The sequence below is a fragment of the Streptomyces sp. NPDC057307 genome (genome assembly GCF_042667665.1).
Taxonomy (GTDB): domain Bacteria; phylum Actinomycetota; class Actinomycetes; order Streptomycetales; family Streptomycetaceae; genus Streptomyces.
The window spans coordinates 1-21,152 of sequence record NZ_JBHUZM010000065.1 but is presented as its reverse complement, the minus strand read 5'-3'; the positions used below and the strand labels follow the sequence as shown (position 1 = coordinate 21,152).

General features: G+C 71.0%; 20 protein-coding genes. 10 read left to right on the top strand and 10 right to left on the bottom strand.

What is annotated here, in order from left to right:
- Positions 1–53 precede the first annotated feature (53 nt).
- Both ACFUN8_RS21805 and ACFUN8_RS21800 read left to right on the top strand, forming a co-directional pair.
- Positions 54–824, top strand: a complete 771-nt coding sequence (locus ACFUN8_RS21805; RefSeq protein ID WP_383640066.1) for an AraC family transcriptional regulator — start codon at positions 54–56, stop codon at positions 822–824.
- 141 nt (positions 825–965) lie between these two features.
- Positions 966–2,939, top strand: coding sequence for an NAD-binding lipoprotein (locus ACFUN8_RS21800; RefSeq protein WP_383640063.1), 1,974 nt, complete (start codon positions 966–968; stop codon positions 2,937–2,939).
- A gap of 35 nt (positions 2,940–2,974) precedes the next feature.
- Here the strand turns inward: ACFUN8_RS21800 and ACFUN8_RS21795 are convergent, their stop codons facing one another.
- Both ACFUN8_RS21795 and ACFUN8_RS21790 read right to left on the bottom strand, forming a co-directional pair.
- A complete protein-coding gene (locus ACFUN8_RS21795) occupies positions 2,975–5,980 on the bottom strand; it encodes an FAD-binding and (Fe-S)-binding domain-containing protein (RefSeq protein WP_383640060.1) in 3,006 nt (1,001 codons plus the stop codon).
- Between the two features lie 21 nt (positions 5,981–6,001).
- Positions 6,002–7,168: a pyridoxal-phosphate-dependent aminotransferase family protein gene (locus ACFUN8_RS21790; protein WP_383640057.1), complete on the bottom strand. Its 1,167-nt coding sequence runs from the start codon at positions 7,166–7,168 to the stop codon at positions 6,002–6,004.
- A 97-nt stretch (positions 7,169–7,265) separates the two neighbouring features.
- Between ACFUN8_RS21790 and ACFUN8_RS21785 the strand changes: the two genes are divergently transcribed.
- Positions 7,266–8,018 carry an IclR family transcriptional regulator gene (locus tag ACFUN8_RS21785; RefSeq protein WP_383640055.1) on the top strand — a complete coding sequence of 251 codons (753 nt, stop codon included), beginning with the start codon at positions 7,266–7,268 and terminating at the stop codon, positions 8,016–8,018.
- A 424-nt stretch (positions 8,019–8,442) separates the two neighbouring features.
- The gene (locus ACFUN8_RS21780; protein ID WP_383640051.1) at positions 8,443–9,726 is read left to right on the top strand and encodes an SLC13 family permease; all 1,284 of its coding nucleotides are present in this window, start codon (positions 8,443–8,445) and stop codon (positions 9,724–9,726) included.
- Positions 9,727–9,802: 76 nt separating this feature from the next.
- Here ACFUN8_RS21780 and ACFUN8_RS21775 read toward each other — a convergent pair whose 3' ends face one another.
- Positions 9,803–9,991: a hypothetical protein gene (locus ACFUN8_RS21775; RefSeq protein WP_383640048.1), complete on the bottom strand. Its 189-nt coding sequence runs from the start codon at positions 9,989–9,991 to the stop codon at positions 9,803–9,805.
- 269 nt (positions 9,992–10,260) lie between these two features.
- Between ACFUN8_RS21775 and ACFUN8_RS21770 the strand changes: the two genes are divergently transcribed.
- The 4 genes from ACFUN8_RS21770 (at position 10,261) to ACFUN8_RS21755 (ending at position 13,862) form a co-directional block, all read left to right on the top strand.
- Entirely contained in the window at positions 10,261–10,908 is a 648-nt protein-coding gene (locus tag ACFUN8_RS21770; protein WP_383640046.1) for a TetR/AcrR family transcriptional regulator, read from the top strand.
- A gap of 149 nt (positions 10,909–11,057) precedes the next feature.
- Positions 11,058–12,299 (top strand): NAD(P)/FAD-dependent oxidoreductase, encoded by a 1,242-nt coding sequence (locus ACFUN8_RS21765; RefSeq protein WP_383640043.1) that lies wholly within the window; start codon positions 11,058–11,060, stop codon positions 12,297–12,299.
- 77 nt (positions 12,300–12,376) lie between these two features.
- Positions 12,377–13,606, top strand: coding sequence for a cytochrome P450 (locus tag ACFUN8_RS21760; RefSeq protein ID WP_383640040.1), 1,230 nt, complete (start codon positions 12,377–12,379; stop codon positions 13,604–13,606).
- A gap of 61 nt (positions 13,607–13,667) precedes the next feature.
- Positions 13,668–13,862, top strand: a complete 195-nt coding sequence (locus tag ACFUN8_RS21755) for a ferredoxin (RefSeq protein WP_069627339.1) — start codon at positions 13,668–13,670, stop codon at positions 13,860–13,862.
- Positions 13,863–13,955: 93 nt separating this feature from the next.
- On the opposite strand, the gene ACFUN8_RS21750 is transcribed toward ACFUN8_RS21755, so the two are convergent.
- Complete coding sequence (locus ACFUN8_RS21750; RefSeq protein WP_383640037.1) at positions 13,956–14,477, bottom strand: hypothetical protein; 522 nt, start codon at positions 14,475–14,477, stop codon at positions 13,956–13,958.
- Positions 14,478–14,820: 343 nt separating this feature from the next.
- Between ACFUN8_RS21750 and ACFUN8_RS21745 the strand changes: the two genes are divergently transcribed.
- A complete protein-coding gene (locus ACFUN8_RS21745; RefSeq protein ID WP_382559325.1) occupies positions 14,821–15,261 on the top strand; it encodes a hypothetical protein in 441 nt (146 codons plus the stop codon).
- 130 nt (positions 15,262–15,391) lie between these two features.
- Here ACFUN8_RS21745 and ACFUN8_RS21740 read toward each other — a convergent pair whose 3' ends face one another.
- Entirely contained in the window at positions 15,392–15,796 is a 405-nt protein-coding gene (locus ACFUN8_RS21740) for a DUF5997 family protein (protein ID WP_383640034.1), read from the bottom strand.
- 58 nt (positions 15,797–15,854) lie between these two features.
- On the opposite strand from ACFUN8_RS21740, the gene ACFUN8_RS21735 reads away from it, so the two are divergent.
- Positions 15,855–16,661, top strand: a complete 807-nt coding sequence (locus ACFUN8_RS21735; protein ID WP_383640031.1) for a LysR family substrate-binding domain-containing protein — start codon at positions 15,855–15,857, stop codon at positions 16,659–16,661.
- A gap of 56 nt (positions 16,662–16,717) precedes the next feature.
- On the opposite strand, the gene ACFUN8_RS21730 is transcribed toward ACFUN8_RS21735, so the two are convergent.
- The 5 genes from ACFUN8_RS21730 to ACFUN8_RS21710 form a co-directional block, all read right to left on the bottom strand.
- A complete protein-coding gene (locus ACFUN8_RS21730; RefSeq protein ID WP_383640028.1) occupies positions 16,718–17,179 on the bottom strand; it encodes an SRPBCC domain-containing protein in 462 nt (153 codons plus the stop codon).
- Between the two features lie 60 nt (positions 17,180–17,239).
- Complete coding sequence (locus ACFUN8_RS21725) at positions 17,240–18,049, bottom strand: PrsW family intramembrane metalloprotease (RefSeq protein WP_383640026.1); 810 nt, start codon at positions 18,047–18,049, stop codon at positions 17,240–17,242.
- Positions 18,050–18,135: 86 nt separating this feature from the next.
- Positions 18,136–18,921 (bottom strand): SAM-dependent methyltransferase, encoded by a 786-nt coding sequence (locus ACFUN8_RS21720; protein ID WP_383640023.1) that lies wholly within the window; start codon positions 18,919–18,921, stop codon positions 18,136–18,138.
- A 184-nt stretch (positions 18,922–19,105) separates the two neighbouring features.
- Positions 19,106–20,176 (bottom strand): hypothetical protein, encoded by a 1,071-nt coding sequence (locus ACFUN8_RS21715; protein ID WP_383640020.1) that lies wholly within the window; start codon positions 20,174–20,176, stop codon positions 19,106–19,108.
- 89 nt (positions 20,177–20,265) lie between these two features.
- A complete protein-coding gene (locus ACFUN8_RS21710) occupies positions 20,266–21,093 on the bottom strand; it encodes an aldo/keto reductase (RefSeq protein ID WP_383640125.1) in 828 nt (275 codons plus the stop codon).
- Positions 21,094–21,152: the final 59 nt, after the last annotated feature.

Here is a 21,152-nt window from a genome sequence, read left to right as displayed (position 1 = left end):
TCGCCATGGTCATCGCCGAGCCGCCTGTCGCGCTTCCGATAAACTGCCAGACGATGAAGGGAATCCGCCACACGCCTGTGGCGCCGACCCGCACCCAGCGGCTCGCGCCCGGAGCCGCGATCGACGCCCACCGCCACGACGACCACCAGATCGTCTACGCGGGCCGCGGCGTGCTGGCCGTCACGACCGGTGCGGGTCTGTGGATCGCGCCGGGAACGCGCGCCATCTGGGTACCGGCCGGCACGGTGCACGCCCACCAGGCCCACGGTGAACTCGAACTGCGTCTGGTCGGTCTGCCCGCGAGCGAGAACCCGCTCGGTCTGGACGAGCCGACCGTGCTGACCGTCGGCCCCCTCCTTCGGGAACTGATCCTCACGCACACGCACACGGATGGGGGCGCGGGCGCGCGCACTCCGCACGACGACAGCCCCGAACGCGCCCGGCTGCGGGCCGTGTTGCTCGACCAGCTGCGCGTCTCGCCGCAGCAGCCCGTGCATCTGCCGACCCCCACCACTCCTCTGCTGAGGGCGGTCTGCGAGATCCTGCGCACGAACCCCGCCGACAACCGCACCCTCCCCGCGCTCGGCAGGGAGGTCGGCGCCAGCGACCGCACTCTCTCCCGCCTCTTCAAGGCCGACCTCGGTATGACCTTCCCGCAGTGGCGCACCCAACTGCGCCTGTATCACGCACTGGTGCTGCTCGCGGAGCACACCCCGGTGACCACCGTGGCCCACAGGTGCGGCTGGTCGTCGGCCAGCGCGTTCATCGATGTCTTCCGCCGTGCCTTCGGACACACCCCCGGCACATATCAGCCCCGTCGCTGACGCCCGCCCCATGTACGCCTGCCCGAAAGGGTGAACCGGCCCCCGAACACGGCGTGTTCCGGTGCCGGAGGCAGCACTGTGCGAAGGCGGGCCGACCTGCGTCGTAACCGCTTCACAGGGCCTGGGGGAAGGGGGGCGGGAGTGGCACGAGACAGGACTCGGCGGCCGGTCTCGTTGCGGGACAGGGCGAGTTACCGGTTCGACCGTACGCTGGCCCGAAGCACCGGCACGCTGATGGGCTGGCTGGTGGTCACCTGTCTGGCCGTCGTCGTCCCGGTGAGCGCGCTGCTGGTGTGGACCGATCCCGGGTCGCCGCGGTCACTGTCGGGCCGGCTGACGGCGGCGTGGCGCACCAGCGCGGAGACACTGCGCCTGGGGGCCATGACGGGCACGGCGCCGCGCATGGTGATGTCGGCCTTTCTCGGGCTGGTCGCCCTGCTCTGTGTCTCGACCCTGGTCGGGGTGATCACCAACAGCCTGGCCGAGCGCATGGCGGAGTTGAGCCGTGGGCGGTCGACGGTCCTGGAGCAGGGCCATGTCGTCGTACTGGGCTGGTCGGACCAAGTGCCGACGGTGGTGGGGGAGTTGATCGCCGCGGTCGCCGCCCGCCGCGCGCGGGCCGTCGTCCTGCTCGCCGACCGGGACAAGACCGAGATGGAACGGACGCTGGCCGCGCACGTCGGCCCGGCCGGACGCGCCCGGCTCATCTGCCGCAGCGGTCCCGCGAGCGACCCCGCCGTCCTGGCACTGGTCAGCCCCGGGACGGCGAGCACTGTGCTGGTACTGCCGTCGGGGGAGGCGGGGGGCGACGCCGAGGTCCTGCGCGTCCTGCTCGCGCTGCGGGCGGTCGTCGGCGAGGGACCGGACGGGCCGCCGGTGCTGGCGGCGGTGCGGGACGACCACTACCGCGCGTCCGCCCGGCTGGCCGCGGGCCCGCGCGGCACGGTCCTGGAGACCGACACGGTCACGGCCCGGCTCATCGCCCAGTGCGTCGGCCGCCCCGGACTCTCCCTCGTCCTGCGTGATCTGCTCGACTTCGCCGGCGACGAGTTCCACGTCATCGACGCGACCGCGTTCCACGGCGGCCCCTTCGGCACCGCGGTGCTCGGGCACGCCGACTCCTGCGTGGTCGGACTGCTCACCCCGGAGGGTCGTACGCTGCTCAATCCGCCCGCCGGCACCGCCGTCACGCCGGGGAGCCGGCTGATCGTCGTCACCCGCGACGACGGCACGTCCCGGCCGGCGGACTGCCGGCATCTGGTCGACCCCTCGGCGATCACCACGGACCCGTCACCGCCGGAGGGGCCCGCGCGTCTGCTGATGCTCGGCTGGAACCGGCGGGCGCCGCTCGTGGTGGGGCAGTTACGGCGTACCGCCCGGCCGGGTGCCGTCCTGGACGTGCTGACGGACCGGGCCGTGCCCGGCCCGCGCGAGCCGGAGCCGGAGGAGGCGGCGGTCTCCGGGACGAGACTGACCGTACGGTTCCGGTCCGCCGCCCTGTCGCGGCCCGACACCCTCCTCGGGCTCGACCTCACCCCGTACGACGGGCTGGTGGTCCTCGGCCCCGACCCGGGCGACGGGCCGGACCGCCCCGACGACTGGACACTGGTCACCCTGCTGGCGCTGCGACTGCTCGAAGAGCGAACCGGAGGGCGGGAGTTACGCGTCGTCAGCGAACTCACCGACGACCGCAACCGGCCCCTGGCACCCGTCGACCCCGGCTCCGACGTCATCGTCAGCGGCGAACTGACCGGACTGCTCATGGCGCAGATCGCGCAGAACCGGCATCTGGCCGACGTGTTCGACGAGTTGTTCTCGGCCGACGGCAGCATGATCTGCCTGCGGCCCGCCGGGACCTATGTCCGTCCGGGTGTCACGACGGCCTTCGCGACCGTCGTGGCCGCAGCCCGCGACCGGGGCGAGTGCGCCATCGGCTACCGCCGTCACGACCGGCTGACGGCGACGCCCGACCACGGGGTGCGGCTCAACCCCCACAAGGGCGAGCGACGGGTGTGGAGCGCCGAGGACCAGGTGGTCGTGGTCACGACCGAAGCGACCGATGTGACCCGGCCGGCCCGCGCCGCCACGCAGGACGCGGCGGACCACGGGCCCTGACGTCCCGCCACTCCTCCCCGGGCTCCGCCGGGACGTCAGTTCGGCGGCCCCTGACCGGCCTCCGGAGCGACGGCCTCCCACAGCAACTGGACGGGATGCCAGGCGTCGCGCGCCGTGCCGTGGAAGATCTGCTGGCGGCAGGACACCCCCGTGGCGACCACCACCGTGTCCTGCGGCTCGGCCGTGATCGCGGGGAAGAGCCGGTCCTCGCCCACCGTCATCGACACGTCGTAGTGCTCCGACTCGAAGCCGAAGGACCCCGCCATCCCGCAGCACCCGGCGTCCAGTTCGACCACCGTCACGCCGGGGATACGGTTCAGCAGCGCGACGGTCGCCGCCGTACCCACCTCCGCCTTCTGATGGCAGTGGCCGTGATACATGAGGGTGCGCCCGGCGAGCCAGGAGTCCTCGCGCGGTCGCAGCCGTCCGTCGTCGATCGCTTCGACGAGCAACTCCTCGACCTGCCGCACCCTCCCCGCGATGTCCTTGACCGCCGGGTCGTCCGGCAGCAGGGACAGGTGCTCGTCGCGCAGGGTCATCAGGCACGAGGGTTCGCAGCCCACGACCGGTGAGCCCGCCTCCGTCGCTTTGCTGAGGGTGTCCGCCAGGTGGCGGGCCTTCTTCTTCGCGTCGTCCACCAGGCCCTTGGAGAGGCTCGACCTGCCGCAGCAGACGCCGCTCTCCAGCCGTACGTCCCATCCCGCCCGCTCCAGGAGTTGGACGGCCGACCGGCCGATGTCCGGCTCGGTGAAGGTGGTGAAGGAGTCGGCGAGGTAGGTGACGGTGCCCTGGGTGATCGGATGCGTGGTGTTCTTACGGCGGCGGAACCAGCGCGTCAGATTCTGCCGTACGAAGACGGGCAGCGGTCGCGCCGGGGCGATGCCCACCGTACGGTCCATCAGCCGGCGTACCAGGGGGATGCGCCCCGGCAGATTGGACAGCGGCGCGGTCGCCGAGCCCATGCGGTTGAGGAACCGGATCGACCCGAAGACGCGGGAGCGCAACGGCACTCCGTGGATGTCGTGGTGGTGCGAGAGCGCCTCGCTCTTGAGGGTCGCCATGTCGACGCCGAGGGGGCATTCGCTCTTGCACGCCTTGCACATCAGGCACAGGTCCAGGACCTCGTGCAGCCGCTCGTCCCCGAGCGCGGCGCGCGGGTCCGGTTCGGACAGGGCCTTGACCAGGGCGGCGGCCCGGCCGCGGGTGGAGTCCTCCTCCTTGCGGGTGGCCATGTACGAGGGGCACATGGCGCCGCTGCCGGACTTGCGGCACAGGCCGATGTTCATGCACCGGTCCGCCGCGGCCCGCATGGCGCCCCCGCCGCCGTCGCCCGCTCCCGGCGCCGCTCCCGCGCCGACGACCTCGAAGGAGAGCCGCGTGCGCAGGGGCTCGACGGGGAGCAGTGTCACGTCCCGCAGGTTGTCCGTCATCGAGGGCGCGTCCACGATCTTGCCGGGGTTGAGCACGTTGTCCGGGTCGAAGAGCTTCTTGACCTGCCGCATCGCCTCGTACAGCGCGTCGCCGAAGATCTCCCGGTTGAACTCGCTCCGGGCCAGCCCGTCGCCGTGCTCGCTGGAGTTGACGCCGCCGTACTCGGCGACGAGATCCTTGATCTCCACCGCGACGCTGCGCATCTTGACCACGTCCGCCGGATCGGTGAGGTCGAGATACGGCCGGATGTGCAGACAGCCGACCGAACAGTGCCCGTAGAAGCCGGCCGTCATCCCGTGCCGGTCGAGGACTTCCTTGAACCTGCGGGTGTACTCGGTGAGATGGACGGGATCGACGGCGGTGTCCTCGACGAACGCCAGCGGGCGCCTGGTGCCTTCGCTGGCCGCCATCAGCAGGCCGAGGCCCGCCTTGCGGACCTTCAGCAGGGACGCCTGCTGGGTCGGGGTGACCGCCCGCAGCGTGTGATAGCCGTGCCCGTTCCGGGACCACAGTCCCGTGAGCCGCTTCAACTGTCCCAGCAGCTCGGCCTCGTCGTCACCGCTGAAGGAGACGAAGAGCAGGGCCTCGGGATCCCCGTTGAGGAGTTCGCCCAGCGCCGCGTACTCGATCTTGCGGCGTGACAGGTCGAGGATCGTCCGGTCCATCAGCTCCACGGCGGCCGGGTCGCAGGCGAGCGCGTCCTGGGTCGCGTCGATGGCGCCGGCCACGGAGGTGAAGTGGCCGACGGCGATCACCGTACGGCTCGGTTTGGGCACCAGGTCGACCAGCGCGCTGGTCGCGACGGCCAGCGTTCCTTCCGAGCCGACGACGAATTTGGCCAGGTCGAAGCTGGTGTCCTCGCGGGCCAGCCGGTCCAGCCGATAGCCGCAGGCGCGGCGCCAGTGGGCGGGGAAGCCGTCGGCGATGGCCGCGTGGTTGGCCCGGACGATCTCGGGCAACTCCCGGTAGAGCGCGCCCTCCAGGGTGGTCCGCGTGGCCCGGTGCGCGCGTGTCGCCTCGTCGACGCGGTCCAGCCGGACCCGGCTCGCGTCGGAGAGCACCACGTCGAGTTCGCGGACGTGGTCGATGGTCATGCCGTGGCGGACCGAACCGCTGCCGGCGGAGTTGTTGCCGATCATCCCGCCGATCGTGGCGCGGTTGCTGGTCGAGGTGTCCGGGCCGAACATCAGCCCCCAGGGGCTCGCGGCGCGGTTGAGCTGGTCCTGTACGACTCCGGCCTCGACCAGCGCCGTACCGCTGCCGGCGTCCAGCTCCACGACGCGGTTCATGTGCCGGGACAGGTCCAGGACCAGGCCGGGACCGACGGTCTGGCCGGCCAGGCTCGTCCCGGCGCCGCGCGGCACCACCGACACCTGGTGGGCGGCGGCGGCCGCGACCGCCGCGGCGACGTCGTCGGCGTGCCGGGGGAAGACCACCCCGAGCGGGGTGATCGCGTACATGCTGGCGTCGCGTGCGAACAACTGCCGTGTGTAGTCGTCGAATTGGGCCTCTCCGTCGAGATCCCCGCTGAGATCCCTCTGGAGCGTGCGGGCCAGCTCCTGGCTCTCCGCGCTGTCGTGCGTGGGGCGCTCGCCCCTGGTGACGGTCATGCTCGGCAACCTCCTCGGTGTTCAGCCCGCGCTCAGGACGTCCAGCGCCGCGTTGAGCCCGCCCGGATCGATACGTACGCCTGCCAGTTGGAGACCCATCTGCACCCCGGCGAGCGTGCCCGCGAGCGTCAGGTCGTTGAAGTGCCCCAGGTGACCGATGCGGAAGATCCGTCCGGCGAGCTTGCCGAGTCCGGCGCCCAGGGACATGTCGAACCGGTCGAGGATGATCTCCCGCACCTTGTCGGCGTCCACGTCGTCGGGCACGAGGACGGCGGTGAGCGCGGAGGAGTGTTCGCGGTCGTCGGCGCACAGCACCTCAAGTCCCCATCCCCGCACGGCGGCCCGGGTGGCGGCGGCGTGCCGGTCGTGCCGGGCGAAGACCGCGGGCAGGCTCTCCGCCGCGAGCATCCGCAGTGCCTCGTCGAGCCCGTACAGCAGGTTGGTGGCGGGGGTGTACGGGAAGAAGCCGCGCCGGTTCGCCTCGATGATCGGCTGCCAGTCCCAGTACGACGTGCGAAGTCCCGAGGTGCGGGAGGCGGCGAGGGCCTTCTCGCTGATCGCGTTGAAGCTCAGGCCCGGTGGGAGCATCAGCCCCTTCTGGGAGCCGGCCACCGTGACGTCGACCCCCCATTCGTCGTGCCGGTAGTCGATCGAGCCGAGCGAGGAGATGGTGTCGACGAGGAGCAGCGCCGGGTGTCCCGTCGCGTCCATCGCCTGCCTGATCTCGGCGATCCGGCTGGTGACGCCGGTCGATGTCTCGTTGTGCACGACGCAGACGGCCTTGATCGTACGGGCGGTGTCGGCCGCGAGGTGTTCGGCGACGGCCTCCGGGTCGGCGCCGTGGCGCCAGTCGCCCGGCACGAAGTCGACATAGAGACCGAGGTCGGTGGCCATGCGCTGCCAGAGGGTGGCGAAGTGGCCGGTCTCCAGGTGCAGGACGCGGTCGCCGGTGCTGAGGGTGTTGACGAGGGCGGCCTCCCAGGCTCCGGTGCCGGAGCCGGGGAAGACCACGACGGGCCCTGAGGTGCCGAACACCGGCTTGAGCCGGGCGAGCAGGTTCGTGGTGAACGCGGCGAACTCGGGGCCGCGATGGTCCATCGTGGGCGCCGACATGGCGCGGAGTACCTGGTCGGGGACGTTGGTGGGGCCGGGGATCTGCAAGAAGTGCCGCCCGGTGTGAGTGGTCACGGTGGCCAACTCCCTTGAAAAGCGTGCCACTATGTGGCACGGTGTGTCGTAAGATGGCACGGCGGAGCATATGAGCCAACCACTCGGGAGTCAACGGATGCAGAGCGTTCTCAACGCACTTCGGGTACTGGAAGAGGTCGCCGCACGGCAGCCGGTGGGCGTCGCGGACCTGGCCCGCGCCCTCGATCTGCCCAAGAGCTCGGCGCAGCGCGCGCTGCGCACCCTGGACACCGCGGGCTGGATCCGCCCGGCCGGCGGCGAGGTCACCCGCTGGGTCCTGACCACCAAGGCGCTGCAGGTCGGACGGCGTGCCACCGGGGAGCTGAGCCTGCGCGACGTGGCCGTGCCGATGATGGAGGAGCTGCGCAGACGCACCGACGAGACGGTTCATCTCACGGTGCCGGACGGCGACAAGGTGGTGCTGATCGAGCGCCTGGAGACGTCGAAGGCGGTCCGGATCATCCTGGCCCTGGGCACACACCTGCCGCTCCACGCCTCCGCGAACGGCAAGGCCGTGCTCGCCGCGAGCGCACCCGAGGTGATCGAGCGCCAACTGACCTCGGGGCTGGAGGAGTTCACGACCGCCACCCTCACGGGCCGGGACGCGGTGCTCGCCGAGCTGGCGCTGATCCGGGAGCGCGGGTACGCCACCAACAGCGGCGAATGGCGCGACGACGTCTCCGCCGTCGCGGCCCCCGTCCTGGGCGAGTCGGGTACGCCGATCGCGAGCATCAGCGTCAACATGCCGACGAGCCGGATGACCCCGGAGTCGACCGCCGCGCACGGCGCGCTGGTGAGCGAGACGGCGCGTCAGGTCAGCGCGGCGCTGGGGCACTCGCGCCAGGGCTGATCTGGGGCGGTCCACCAGGGTAACGGGGCCGCCCACCAGGGGATTTCAGCGGAACGGGGCGGCTGTCCGACGAGGGCCGGGCCGCCTCGTTCCCGTCGTACGACGAAGGGCCGGGCCGCCTCGGCCGCTCACCGTCCGACCGGACGGGTCCCCGCCCCGCCCGTCGCGAAGGATTCCGGCAGGCCCCTTGACGCCGCCGGAAAACCTCTTCAATACTCCCGACTGCGGAAATCAATTTCCGCCTGGCGGAATGAATCACCCATCCCTGGGCCGGCCCGGGACCTTGGGGAATCGTTCGCGCGCCGTCTCACGTCCCGGCATCTCCGGTGCCGCGCGCACCCCTCGTCATGCCCCGACGCGCCAGGGCACCAGCATGCCCCGGTGCACCGCGACATGACCTTCGGCCGACGGCAAGGGAGCCCTCGTGTCAGACCAAGTCATCTCCATCATCGCCCTCGTACTGATCTTCGCCGTCGCGACCTTCTCCGCGGTTCACCTGGGCGTCCTCGCGATCGTCGCGGCGTTCATCGTCGGCTCCACGGTGGCCGACGAGTCCAGCGACGACATCTTCTCCGGCTTCCCCGGCGACCTGTTCGTCGTGCTGGTCGGCGTGACCCTCCTGTTCGGGATCGCGAAGAGCAACGGCACCGTCGACTGGCTCATCGACGCGGCCGTGAAGGCGGTGCGCGGCAGGATCGCCTTCATTCCCTGGGTCATGTTCCTGGTCACCGCCGTCCTCACGGCGGTCGGCGCGGTCACGCCCGCGGCCGTCGGAATCGTCGCGCCGATCGGGCTCGGCTTCGCCGTGACGTACGGCATCAGCCCCGTACTCATGGGGTTGTTCATCGCCAACGGGGCCAGCGCGGGCGGCTTCTCGCCCATCGGGGTCTTCGGCAGCATCACCAACAACGTGGTCGAACGCAACGATCTGCCCGGCAACCCCGCGCTGCTGTTCACGGCCTCGTTCCTGTTCAACGTCGGCCTGTGCGTCATCGTCTTCCTGCTCTTCGGCGGCCGGCAGTTGCTCGGGCGAATAGCGACGGCCACCGGGAAGGATGCGGGCGCCCCGGCCGAGGCGGCCGGAGGGACCCCGTCGCGGGAGCCCCTCCGCCTCGACCTCCCGCGCGCGCTGACCCTCCTCGGACTGCTCACCCTGGTCGCCGGCGCCCTCTTCTTCGACCTGGACGTGGGCCTGATGGCGCTCACCATCTCCGTCGTCCTGACCCTGGTCGCGCCGACGTCGGCCAAGGGCGCCGTGGACAAGTGCGCGTGGTCCACCGTGCTGCTGGTGTGCGGCATCGTCACGTATGTGAGCCAGCTGGAGCGCCTCGGCACCATCGACTGGCTCGGGACGCGGGTCGCGAGCATCGACGCCCCACTCCTGGGAGCCCTGCTGATCTGTCTCATCGGCGCGGTGGTGTCGGCCTTCGCCTCGACCACCGGCATGCTCGGGGCGCTGATCCCCCTCGCGGTGCCCTTCCTGCTCACCGGCCAGGTGGGAGCCGTCGGGCTGATCACCGCGCTGGCCATATCCGCGTCGATCGTGGACGCGTCGCCGTTCTCCACGAGCGGCGCGCTGGTGACCGCGAACACCCCGGCGGACCAGCGCGATCTGGTCTTCCGCCGCCTCATGACCTGGGGCCTGGGGATCGCCGTCGTCGGCCCCCTCGTCACCTGGTGCCTCTTCGTCGTCCCCGGCTCACTCTGACCGGTCGCCGACTCCGAAACGGCCGTCGGCCCCCCGCGGCTGACGGCGGGTGGCCGACGACTGCGTACGAGGGGTCTCAGAGGTTGTCGCCGAAGACGATGACCGTGTTGAAGCTGTCGTGGATCCAGGTGGCGACGAAGTCGCTGTTCACGATGCTGTTGCCGTCGTGCTCCCCGCCCCGGTCGTTGGCGGAGGCGGCGCCGGCGCTGCCGAGGAGGGTGAGGGCGGCGAGCGCGGTGGCGGCGACTGCTGTACGGATACGCATGGGACTTCTCTTTCTACGGTGCTACGGGGACTTTCGGACACTGCACCCATAGACGCCGGACGCCTCTCGATAACCGAGTCGCGGCGGAGACCACTCCGATGCCGGACGGCGGCAGAGTTTTCGGCGCCGGGTGCGGAGGCCCCTACGGCGAGATTAAGTCAGTCGCTTGCTTTAGTTGGAAGGCGGCGGTTAACTGATCACGTACTCGAAGCCGACCACGAGGATGTGCGATGGGTGACTCCGCGCAGAGTGCCGGTACTCTCGTGCCCGTGAGAGGGAAGACCGGCCGGGCGGAACGCGCCGACGCGACGCGGGAGTTGATTCTCGCCACGGCGGAGCGCATGTTCGCCGAGCACGGAGTGTTCGCGGTCTCCAACCGACAGGTCAGCGAAGCGGCCGGGCAGGGCAACAACGCCGCTGTCGGCTACCACTTCGGTACGAAGACCGATCTCGTACGGGCGATCGCACGCAAGCACGCGGAGCCGATCGAGGAACTCCGGCAGCGCATGGTGGCCGACGTCGGGGGTTCCCCCGATGTACGGGACTGGGTGGCCTGTCTCGTACGCCCCGTCACCGACCATCTCGCCGAGCTGGGCAGCCCCACGTGGCACGCCCGGTTCTCCGCCCAGGCGATGACCGACCCCGGTCTGCGCGAGATCATGACGCAGGAATCGCTCACCGCGCCCTCGCTGCACCGAATCATTCAGGGGCTCGACACGTCCCTGCCGGATCTGCCGGCCGAAGTGCGGGCCGATCGCGGCGACATGGCCCGCCAGCTGATGGTGCACGTCTGCGCCGAGCGGGAGCGCGCGCTCGCCCTCGGCGCCGCCACTCCACGGTCGAACTGGCACGACGCCGGGACGGGCCTGATCGACGCGATCGTCGGGCTCTGGGCGGCCCCCGTCACACAGCCCTGACCACCCCTCACCCTCACCACAGCTCACCCCCCGACCACTCCCCACCCCTGATCGCCTCGCCCTTGAGCCCTTTCATGCCCTGGGCGCTGTCGAGGCCACCCCTGCGACCCCACGTTCCTCGCCGAACCGCAGACGGAGGAGTTCCGACGATGACAGCAACGGTGGACCGGACACCGCGCACCCCACACCGCGAGGCCGCCGACGTGCTGGTGGTCGGCGCGTCCGCCGCCGGGCTGACCACCGTGGAAGCGTTACGACGCCACGGCTACACCGGCAAGGTGACGGTGCTGGGCGCCGAGACACACACGCCGTACGACCGGCCACCGCTGTCGAAGCAGGTACTCGCCGGCACCTGGCAGCCCGACAGAGCCCAACTGCGCCCACGGGAAGCGCTGTCGGCGTTGGACGCCGAGTTCATCCTCGGCGACCCGGCGGTCGGCCTGGACGCCGCGACCCGCACCGTGCGCACCGGGTCCGGACGCGCCCTGCGCGCCGACGCGGTCGTCGTGGCCACCGGTACGAGACCCCGCACCCTCCCCGGGCAGGCCGGTCTTACCGGGGTCCACGTGCTGCGCACCCTCGACGACGCGCTCGCGCTCCGCGCCGGACTTCTGGGCGCCGGACGACTCGTGGTCGTGGGGGACGGCGTGCTCGGCGCGGAGATAGCCGCCACCGCCCGCACCATGGGTCTCGACGTCACCGTCGCGGGACCTCAGCACGCGCCCATGGCCGGCCAACTCGGCCACGGCGTCGCCGACTTGCTCGCCGAACTGCACACCGCACGGGGAATCCGGCTACGGCTGGGCGCCGGGGTCCGCGGACTGGTCGGCAGCGCCGGCACCGTCACCGGCGTCGGTCTCGACAACGGTGAGGTGCTGCCCGCGGACCTCGTCGTGGTGGCGATCGGCGCCGACCCGGTGACCGACTGGCTCCAGGACAGCGGCCTGCGGGTGGACAACGGCCTTGTCTGCGACTCCCGTTGCCGGGCGGGCGAGGGCGTGTACGCCGTCGGGGACGTGGCGCGCTGGCACCACGACCGGCTCGGCGCGCTGCTGCGGCTGGAGAACCGGACCAACGCCGGCGAACAGGCCATGGCCGTCGCGGCCAACATCCTCGGCGGCGACCGGGCGTACACCCCCGTGCCGTACTTCTGGACCGACCAGTTCGACACGAAGATCCAGGTGCACGGCGTCGTTCCCACCGGTGCCGACGCCGAGATGACCGTCGTGGACGGAGACCCGGCGACCGGACGATTCGTCGCGCGCTACCGCCGCGAGGGCCGGGTCACCGGCGTACTCGGCTGGAACATGCCCAAGCAGACCCGCCTGCGCCGCCAGGACGTCGCCGACGCCCTCACCACCGGACCGGCCCGGACGCCCGCCCCGCACTGACAGACCCCGCCCCGCACTGACAGACAACCGGACCCTCCCACAACACCCCCACGCCCCAACCCCCTTGGAGGAGACACATGACCAGCACTGTCGGATCAGTCGGCGAGACCCCGGCCGGAGTCCCGCACTTCCCGATGGACCGGGCGGCCGGCTGCCCGTTCGACCCGCCCCCCGTGGCGGTCGCCCAGCGGAAGGAGGCGCCGCTCACCAGGATCCGGATGTGGGACGACAGCACCCCCTGGCTGGTGACCGGTTACGCCGAAGGGCGCGCCCTGCTCGCCGACCCCCGCGTCAGCGCCGACATGAAACGGCCCGGCTACCCGCTCCAGGCACCGCTCCCTCCCGACGCCCCGTCGGCCAGCTTCATCATGCTGGACGACCCCGAGCACGCCCGACTGCGCCGCATGGTGACGGCGCCCTTCGCCATCAAGCGGGTGGCGGCCATGCGACCGGCCGTCCAGCGGATCGTGGACGACCTGATCGACAACATGCTCGCCGGTCCGAAACCGGTGGACCTGGTGGAGGCGTTCGCCCTGCCGATGCCCTCGCTGGTGATCTGCCAACTGCTCGGAGTCGCCTACGGAGACCATGACTTCTTCCAGGACAACAGCAAGATCCTCATCAAGCGGGACAACGACCCGCAGGAGCGGAACGACGCCTTCCGAAGGCTGCTCGACTACCTGGACGACCTCATGGGCGAGAAGCTCGCCACACCGGCCGACGACGTGCTGTCCAGCCTGGCCGTGCGGGTGAAGGCGGGGGAGCTGACCCGGCACGAAGCGGCCCAGATGGGCGTGCTGCTGCTGATCGCCGGACACGAGACCACCGCGAACATGATCGCGCTCGGTACGCTCGCGCTGCTCGAACACCCCACCCAGCTCGCGCTCCTGCGTGACTCCGACGACCCCAAGCTGGTCGCCTCGGCTGTCGAGGAACTGCTGCGCTACCTCAACATCGTCCACAACGGCCGCCGCCGGGTCGCGCTCGAAGACATCGACATCGCCGGTCTACGCGTGCGCGCCGGCGACGGCCTGGTCATCGCCAACGACATCGCCAACCGCGACCCCGGCGTCTTCCCGGAACCCGACCGCCTCGACATCGAGCGCGACGCCCGGCAGCACGTGGCCTTCGGCTTCGGCGTCCACCAGTGCCTGGGCCAGCCGCTGGCCCGGCTGGAACTCCAGGTCGTCTACAGCACCCTCTACCGGCGCGTTCCCACGCTGCGGCTCGCGGCCGACATCGAGCAGATCCCGTTCAAGCACGACGGCGGCGTGTACGGGGTCTACGAACTCCCCGTCACCTGGTGACTCCACCGCGACCGGCCCGGCCGGGCCGGGCCCACGACCAGCCCCCACCGAAGGAGCCCTCATGAAGATCACCCTCGACCAGGACAAGTGCGTCGCGTCCGGACAGTGCGTGGTCGCCGCGGCGGAGGTGTTCGACCAGCGCGACGAGGACGGCATCGCCGTACTCCTCGACGCCGAGCCCCCGGCCGACCAGGCCGCCGACAGCCGCCACGCGGCGTCCGTCTGTCCGGCGCTCGCCATCCACATCGAGGAATGACGAGGAACGACACAGGGGCGGCGGCCGGGAGTCCCCGACTGCCGCCCCTCCGACCACCGGCCTCAGCCGGCCGGAAACCGGCCCGCGCCGATGTCAGTTGGCCGGAGCGAGATCCGTGATCTTGCGGGTCCGCAGATCCGACTGGACCTTGATCTTGCTGATCCCGGGGTTCTCGCCGTCGCTCCAGGTCAGCGTGACCAGCGCGGTGGCGTGCCCCGCGCCCGAACCGGTGTACGTGACCTTCCACTTCACCGGCACGTTCTGCGCGAAGAGAATCCCGTTGGCGTGCTCCTTCGCCTCGAACGCCGCGACCTTCTTCTGCGCGGCGGCGCTCAGGTAGAACTTCTTCAGCGCCTTGGCGTTGGCGCTCGCCGTCGGGTCCTCCAGGTCGTACACGGAGTCGATGTACGAGCCGTAGAAGTTGGCGACGCGGTCGGTGACGGCGCGCGGGTCGCCCTGGGCCGGCGCGGCGGCGGCCGCGACGCTGTGCGACGGTGCGGCGACCTTCCCGGACGGGCCGGTCGCGCCGGCCAGGGCCGGGGTGATCGCGACCAGCGAGAGCGCGGTGGCGAGGCCCGCGGTGGCGATGAGCGTCGTGCGAATGCGAGTGCGCATGAGAATGTGCCTTCCCCGTAGTCCGGCGCCGCGACGTGGTCTCGGTCCAGGTCTGTCGCGGAGCCGTTTGGTCACCGCCTAAGACTGCCCCGGCAAAGAAATAGTTCCGCCAATTCCCACACTGTTTTCAGGATGAATTGAAGTGGGCCGAAAGGCCGAATGGTTGTAGGGCCCGGAGAAAAATAACGGCAAATTCGCGGGCGCGTACGTACGCGGTACCGATCCATGGCCATTCACTCCAATGGCCCAGTCCGGCTGGTCGTGGGAGCCGGAGCGGCGGATTGTCGGGCCCATGCCGGAGTGGTCCGGAGAGCGGGCCACGTACTCGGCCGAGGAGGCTCTCATGGCACAGACCGCGACCCCTTCGGGGGCACATCAGACACCGCGTCGCAAAGGCCACGGCGGGACCGCGTGGGCGACGGGTGGGGCGATGTTCGCCGGGGTCCTGCTGTTCGTGGACGGCGTACTGGGCGTCCTGAACGGCGTCGTCGCCATCGCCCGGGACAACGTCTTCACGCTCAACGGCAGCTACACCTACCAGTTCACCCTGACCTCATGGGGCTGGATCCATCTGGTGGTGGGCGCGGTTCTGATCCTCACGGGACTGGGCATCATCAGCGGCGCGCCCTGGGCGCGGGTGCTGGGTGTGGGCGTGGCGGCCATCAGCGTCGTCGCGAACTTCATGTGGCTGCCCTACCAGCCCGTATGGGCGGTCATCACCATCGCGATCGGCGTCTTCGTCATCTGGTCCCTGCTGACCGACCGCACCAGGGCGGCACGGTAGTCGGACCGGCACGTTGGTCGGGCCGACGACGCGGTCGGGCCGACGACGCGGTCGGGCCGGCGCGGTGATCATGTACGGCGAGCGGCCGGGGTTCCCTGCCGCTCGCCGTCGCGCCGTCGCGCCGTCGCCGTCAGGAGCGCGGGCGGCGGGCCTCGGCGGTCCGCTCCGCGTTCTTCTCCTTGATACGGGCCGCTTCCTTCCGTACCTCGGCCTGGGTGGCGCGCTCGCGTCGCAGCCACGCGGGAAACTCCTCCTTGAGCGCGTCGATCTGCTCGGTCGTGAGGGCGTCGGTGACGCCGCCACGGGCGAGACCCGCGATGGAGACGCCCAGCTTGGCCGCGACCACCGGCCGGGGATGCGGGCCGTCGCGCCGCAGCTCCAGCAGCCACTCGGGAGGATCGGCCTGGAGTGCGCTCAACTCGTTGCGTGAGACGACACCCTCCTGGAAATCGGCTGGGGTGGCCTCGAGGTACACACCCAGTTTCTTCGCCGCCGTGGCGGGTTTCATCGTCTGGGTGGTCTGGTGCGACGTCATGGTGCCCAGACTATCGAGCGCGTGCCGGGCCTCTGACCACGACCGGTAGCCTGGCCGTGTGACTGGCTCGGAGGTACCCCTCGCGTCCCCCACGTTCCGGCTCGCGTACGTGCCGGGGGTGACCCCCACCAAGTGGGTGCGGATCTGGAACGAGCGGCTGCCCGACACTCCGCTGACCCTGACCGGGGTGCCCGCCGCCGCCGTCGCCGACACACTGCGCGCGGGCGGGGCCGACGCGGGATTCGTCCGGCTGCCGGTCGACCGGACCGACCTCAGCGCGATCCCGCTCTACACCGAGACGACGGTGGTGCTCGTCCCGAAGGACCACCTTGTAGCCGCCGTGGACGAGATCTCCGCCGCCGATCTGGCCGACGAGATCGTGCTGCACCCCCTCGACGACACCCTCGACTGGGAGGTGGGCCCGCCCGGCCGGCCCGCGAACGAGCGACCGGCCACGACGGAGGACGCCGTCGAGCTGGTGGCGGCGGGCGTGGGCCTTCTCGTCGTACCGCAGTCGCTCGCCCGGCTGCACCACCGCAAGGACCTCACCTACCGGCCGGTCTCCGACGTCCCCGAGTCGCGCATCGCGCTGTCGTGGCCGGAGGAGGCGACCACCGACCTGGTCGAGGAGTTCATCGGGATCGTCCGGGGGCGCACCGTCAACAGCTCACGGGGGCGCCGCTCGGCCCCCGCGCCGGAGAAGTCCGCGTCGAAGGCCAAGTCGGCGCCGAGGGCCGGATCCGGAGGGGCGCCCAAGCGCGGCGTCGGCAAGTCGACGGGCAAGAACCCCCGCGGCAATCCCCGGGGCGGCGGTTCCGGCGGTGCGAAGAGCGGCAGGCGCGGCAAACCGGGCCGCCGCTCCTGAGACACCGTCGTCCCCTCCCGGCACACCTGTACCGCGCGTCCGTCAGCCGTCGCCGGTCAGCCGTCGCCTTCGACGAGCCTCGCGAGATTGTCCAGCGACATGCGCGTGCCCATCTCGTTGTCGGCCACCGGCACCGCGTCCGGGACCCCCGCGTGCACCATGAGGACCTCCGTACCGCCCTCGACGTCCGAGAGCGTCGTCGTCATGGTCATGGTGCCCCGCATCGTGGGATCGGCGGTCTCGAACTCGATCACCTCCACGACCTGTTCGTCGGGCACGAGCCGTTCGAAGTGCCCGTGGTACGTGTCGGTCCGCGCACCGGACTTCCCGGTAGCCGTCGGCGCCTCGTAGATGAGCGAGATACGGAACCGCCCGCCCTCACGGCCCTCGAATTCGTGCACCTCGGTGGTCATTCCCTCGGGTGCCCGCCATTTCGCGACGGAGTCCGCGTTCAGCAGCGCGCGGTAGACGGCGGCACGCGGGGCCCGTACACGCCGGGAGATCTGGGTCGAGTACATGGAGAGAACCTAACCCCCGCCCACGACCGCCGTGCGGGCCTCACTGCCGCTGTACGGGTCTCACGGCCGCTGTACCGGCCTCGCGCCCGCGGCCGGGCGGTCCCAGGACAGGGTGTCGCTCCGGTGCAGTTCGACGAGGAGCCAGCCCAGCGAGACCGCGGCCAGCAGGACGTACGCGGCCCGGTTGCCGACCCCGTCCCAGAGCGCGTGCAGGGCGACCGCGAACACGAAGGTGATGACGAGCCGTGCGGTGGCCGCGAGGGACCATCGCGCCGCCACGGCCGCCCACAGCGCTCCGCAGACCAGCCCGGTCCACGCCATGTGCGCGGCGGGCGAGCTGAGTCCGCGCAGCAACAGGGTCTCCTCGACGTCCCCGATGTTCCCCTGGGACGCCAGCAGCGCGGTGAACGCGTACCCCATCGTTTCCAGTACGGCGAATCCCATCCCCGCCGCGACCCCGATCAGCAGCCCGTCCCCGACCCGCACGGTGCCGCGCTGCCACTGCCACACCAGGATCAGCACCGGGACGATGAGCTTGCACGACTCCTCGATCAGGCCGATGCCGATCAGGGACAGTGTGCCGAGGCCCCGGAGGGTGTCGAACTCCAGCCGTCCGGCGGCCACGATCCCGACCACGCCGCCGAACAGCGCCGCGATCCCCAGCACGAACGGCCCGATCCGCCACTCGCCCGTGTGCCCCGCCACGAAGGTGAGGAAGGACAGCGGGACGACGAGCGCGCCCAACAGGATCAGGGACGGTACGTAGTTCACGTTGCCGGTGTCGATCAGCGTGCCCTGCACCAGGAAGTACAGCCCGAGCCCGACGGCCAGCACCGGCAGCCATGCCCACTTGCGCAGGGTCGTCGGCATCGCACAGCACCTCGGTCTCACGTCGGCGGTCGGGCCACCGCAGCGTAAGCCGGACCGGGCCGTGCGAGGGTGCAGCGACCCGCGGCTTACGGGATGCGCGCCACGCCCGCGTAGATGCCGCTCATCTCGTCCTTGGGCGCGTCCGTGTCCTTGAACCAGGCGGGCGCCGTGACCAGTCCGGGCTCGACCATGTCCAGCCCGTCGAAGAAGTGGCCGACCCCGGCGTGGGTACGGAATCCCAGCCTGATGCCGCCCTTCGCGTACTCCGCGACGACCTTGTCCGACAGCTCCGGCACCAGGTCGGACGCCGCGTGGGACAGCACCAGATAGCTGCCCGACGGGAGCACGTCCACCAGGCTGGAGACGATGTCGTACGGGCCCTGGTCGTCGGGGACGAAGTGCATGAGCGCGATGAGGGACAGCGCGATCGGGCGCTCGAAGTCCAGGGTGGCGCGGGCGTACTGCAGTATTTCCTGCGGCTTGCGCACATCGGCCTGGATGTAGTCGGTCGAGCCCTCGGGCGTGCTGACGAGTAGGGCCTCGGCGTGCCGCAGCACGATGGGGTCGTTGTCGGCGTAGACGATCCGCGCCGTCGGCAGGATCGCCTGCACGATCTGGTGCAGATTCGGCTCGGTCGGGATGCCGGTGCCGATGTCCAGGAACTGGGTCACGCCGTTGCCGGCCAGCCAGGCGGCAGCGCGGTGCATGAATTCCCGGTTCTGGCGGGCACCGTCCCTCGACTCGGCCGGCAGCCTCTCGCCCACCTGACGGTCGACCTCGTAGTTGTCCTTGCCGCCGAGCAGCCAGTCGTAGACCCGTGCGGGGTGCGGCTTGCTGGTGTCGACCTGAGGTTTGGGCGTCCCTGCCGTCATACGAAACTCCGTTGGGTGCGTGGTGGTGCGACGGGAGGCGGTACGACGCGTGCGAGCGCCGTCGCAGGGCTTCCCCCGGCGTCACCGGCCGTCCGGAGAAGTCTGCCACAGCGGCCGCGAGTTGATCAGTTCGCGGTGCGCGAAGGCGGTGCTCCGGGTACGCGGAGGCGAGGCTCCGGTGGCCTCAGCCCATCGGCAGTCCCAGACCGTAGAACGTGACCCGGTACGCGCCCATGTCCGTGGCCTCGGAGCCGATGAGCAGGTCCTCGGGAGACTCCACACCCATCGCGCGGGCCGTCGCCACGATCGTCTCGGCGAGCACCTGGCCGTCGGGCTCGCCCGGACCGCCGGCGTCGATGCGCAGCCGCGGGTGGCCGGGGTCGGGCCAAGGTCGGCCGGTCGTCGGGTACTCGGCCGCCGTGCCCCAGCCCAGCGACGGCGGGTCGACGGACTCGTCCGCGAAGGAGGCGAGCATCAGCCGGTCGCCGCAGTCGATGTCGAAGAGAATCGGCGCGCCCTTCCCCTCGATCCGGCCGTAGATCGGCATCCACATCGGGGTCCGCAGCGCCGTCGTCTCGGCCGGCAGCGTCGTCAGGAAGGCGGCGAGGGCCCTGGTCATCGTCTCCCAGCTCCGGGTCCGCCAGCCGCCGGGGAAGGTGAGGCCGCCGTTCGACCCGTCGGGCCGGAAGCCGAAGAAGCCGGTGATGCCGTGCTCGTCGCCGTTCCCCTGGCGTACGAACCAGCTCTCGGCCGGGTCGGTGGGCTGGAGGACCAGCTCGGGCCCCGTCGCTCCCGCGCGCAGTTCGATCGTGTCGGACTCACCACGCCAGCGCAGGTACGGGGAGCCCCAGCCGGGCACGGTGCCGAGGAACGGCGCCAGCCTCCCGTGCACACCCATGATCGACGCCTCGCCGAGTGCGGCGGTCAGCTCGTCCTTGACCAGCCGGAACGCCTCCGCCTGGGAGGCAGCGTCCGGCGCGGTGTGCCGTACGGGGACGGCGAGTTCGACGTACGCCTCCCCGCTCACGTACCGCTCCTCGAACTTACCCACGGGCCGCAGCCGCGCGTCGCCGGTGGAGCGGCCGGTGACCACGGTGGGGCTGCCGCTCCAGCCCCAGCCGAGCCGGACGACCAGGGCCCGTGTCGCGTCCGCCGTCCAGCCGCCGGTGTCCGCCGCGCGGAGGCGGACCGCCAGGGCCGCGATCGTCTCGTCCGTAGCGCTCTGTCGCGGTGCGCTGCCCCGTTGTTCGGTCATACGACCGATCTTGCCGTACTCACCGGCCGTTCTCCGCCGAGAGTTGCGGAGTTGGGACATCCATTACGGACCGGACGGCGGGGCGGATGTCAGCCGTTGTTGCGGTCGGGGTCGAGACCGGTGCGCTCGTTCCGGTTCAGTGCCGAGATCTCCGCCATGTCGCCCTCGCTCAGCTCGAAGTCGAACAGGGCGAAGTTCTCCTCGACGCGCGAGCGGGTCACCGACTTCGGGAAGACGATGTCCCCGCGTTGGAGGGCCCAGCGGAGCGTGACCTGGGCGGGTGTCCGGCCGACCGTGTCGGCGATGCCGACGATGATCGGGTCGTCCAGCACCTTGCCCTGGGCGATGGGGGACCACGCCTCGGTGGCGATGTCGTGCTCGGCGTTGAACGCCCGCACCTCGTCCTGGGTGAGATACGGGTGCACCTCGACCTGGTTGACGGCGGGCACGATCACGGAGTCCTCCAGGAGGCGGCGCAGATGGTGCGGCTGGAAGTTGGAGACGCCGATGGCCCTGACCCGCCCGGACCGGTAGATCTCCTCCAGCGCCTTCCATGTCTCCACGAACTTCCCGAGGGCGGGCAGCGGCCAGTGGATGAGGAAGAGGTCGAGGTGGGCCAGCCCGAGGTCCGCGAGGCTCTGGTCGAACGCGGCGTGCGCGGCGGCGGGCTCGTGGAAGGGGTTGTTCAGCTTGCTGGTGATGAAGATGTCGTCCCGGTCGAGCCCGGAGTCGCGGACCGCCTGGCCGACCTCCTTCTCGTTGCCGTACATCTCCGCGGTGTCGATGTGCCGGTAGCCGATCTCCAGCGCGGTCAGTGTCGCCGCCCGGGTGTCGGCCGGCGGGATCTGGAAGGTGCCGAAGCCGAGCTGGGGGATCTTCACCCCGTTGTTGAGCGTGATGTCGGGGACCGCGTTCATGGTGGCTCCTTGCTGTGCCGCTTCGACCGGCGGGTGGCCGTGCGGGGTGGCGGTAAGGG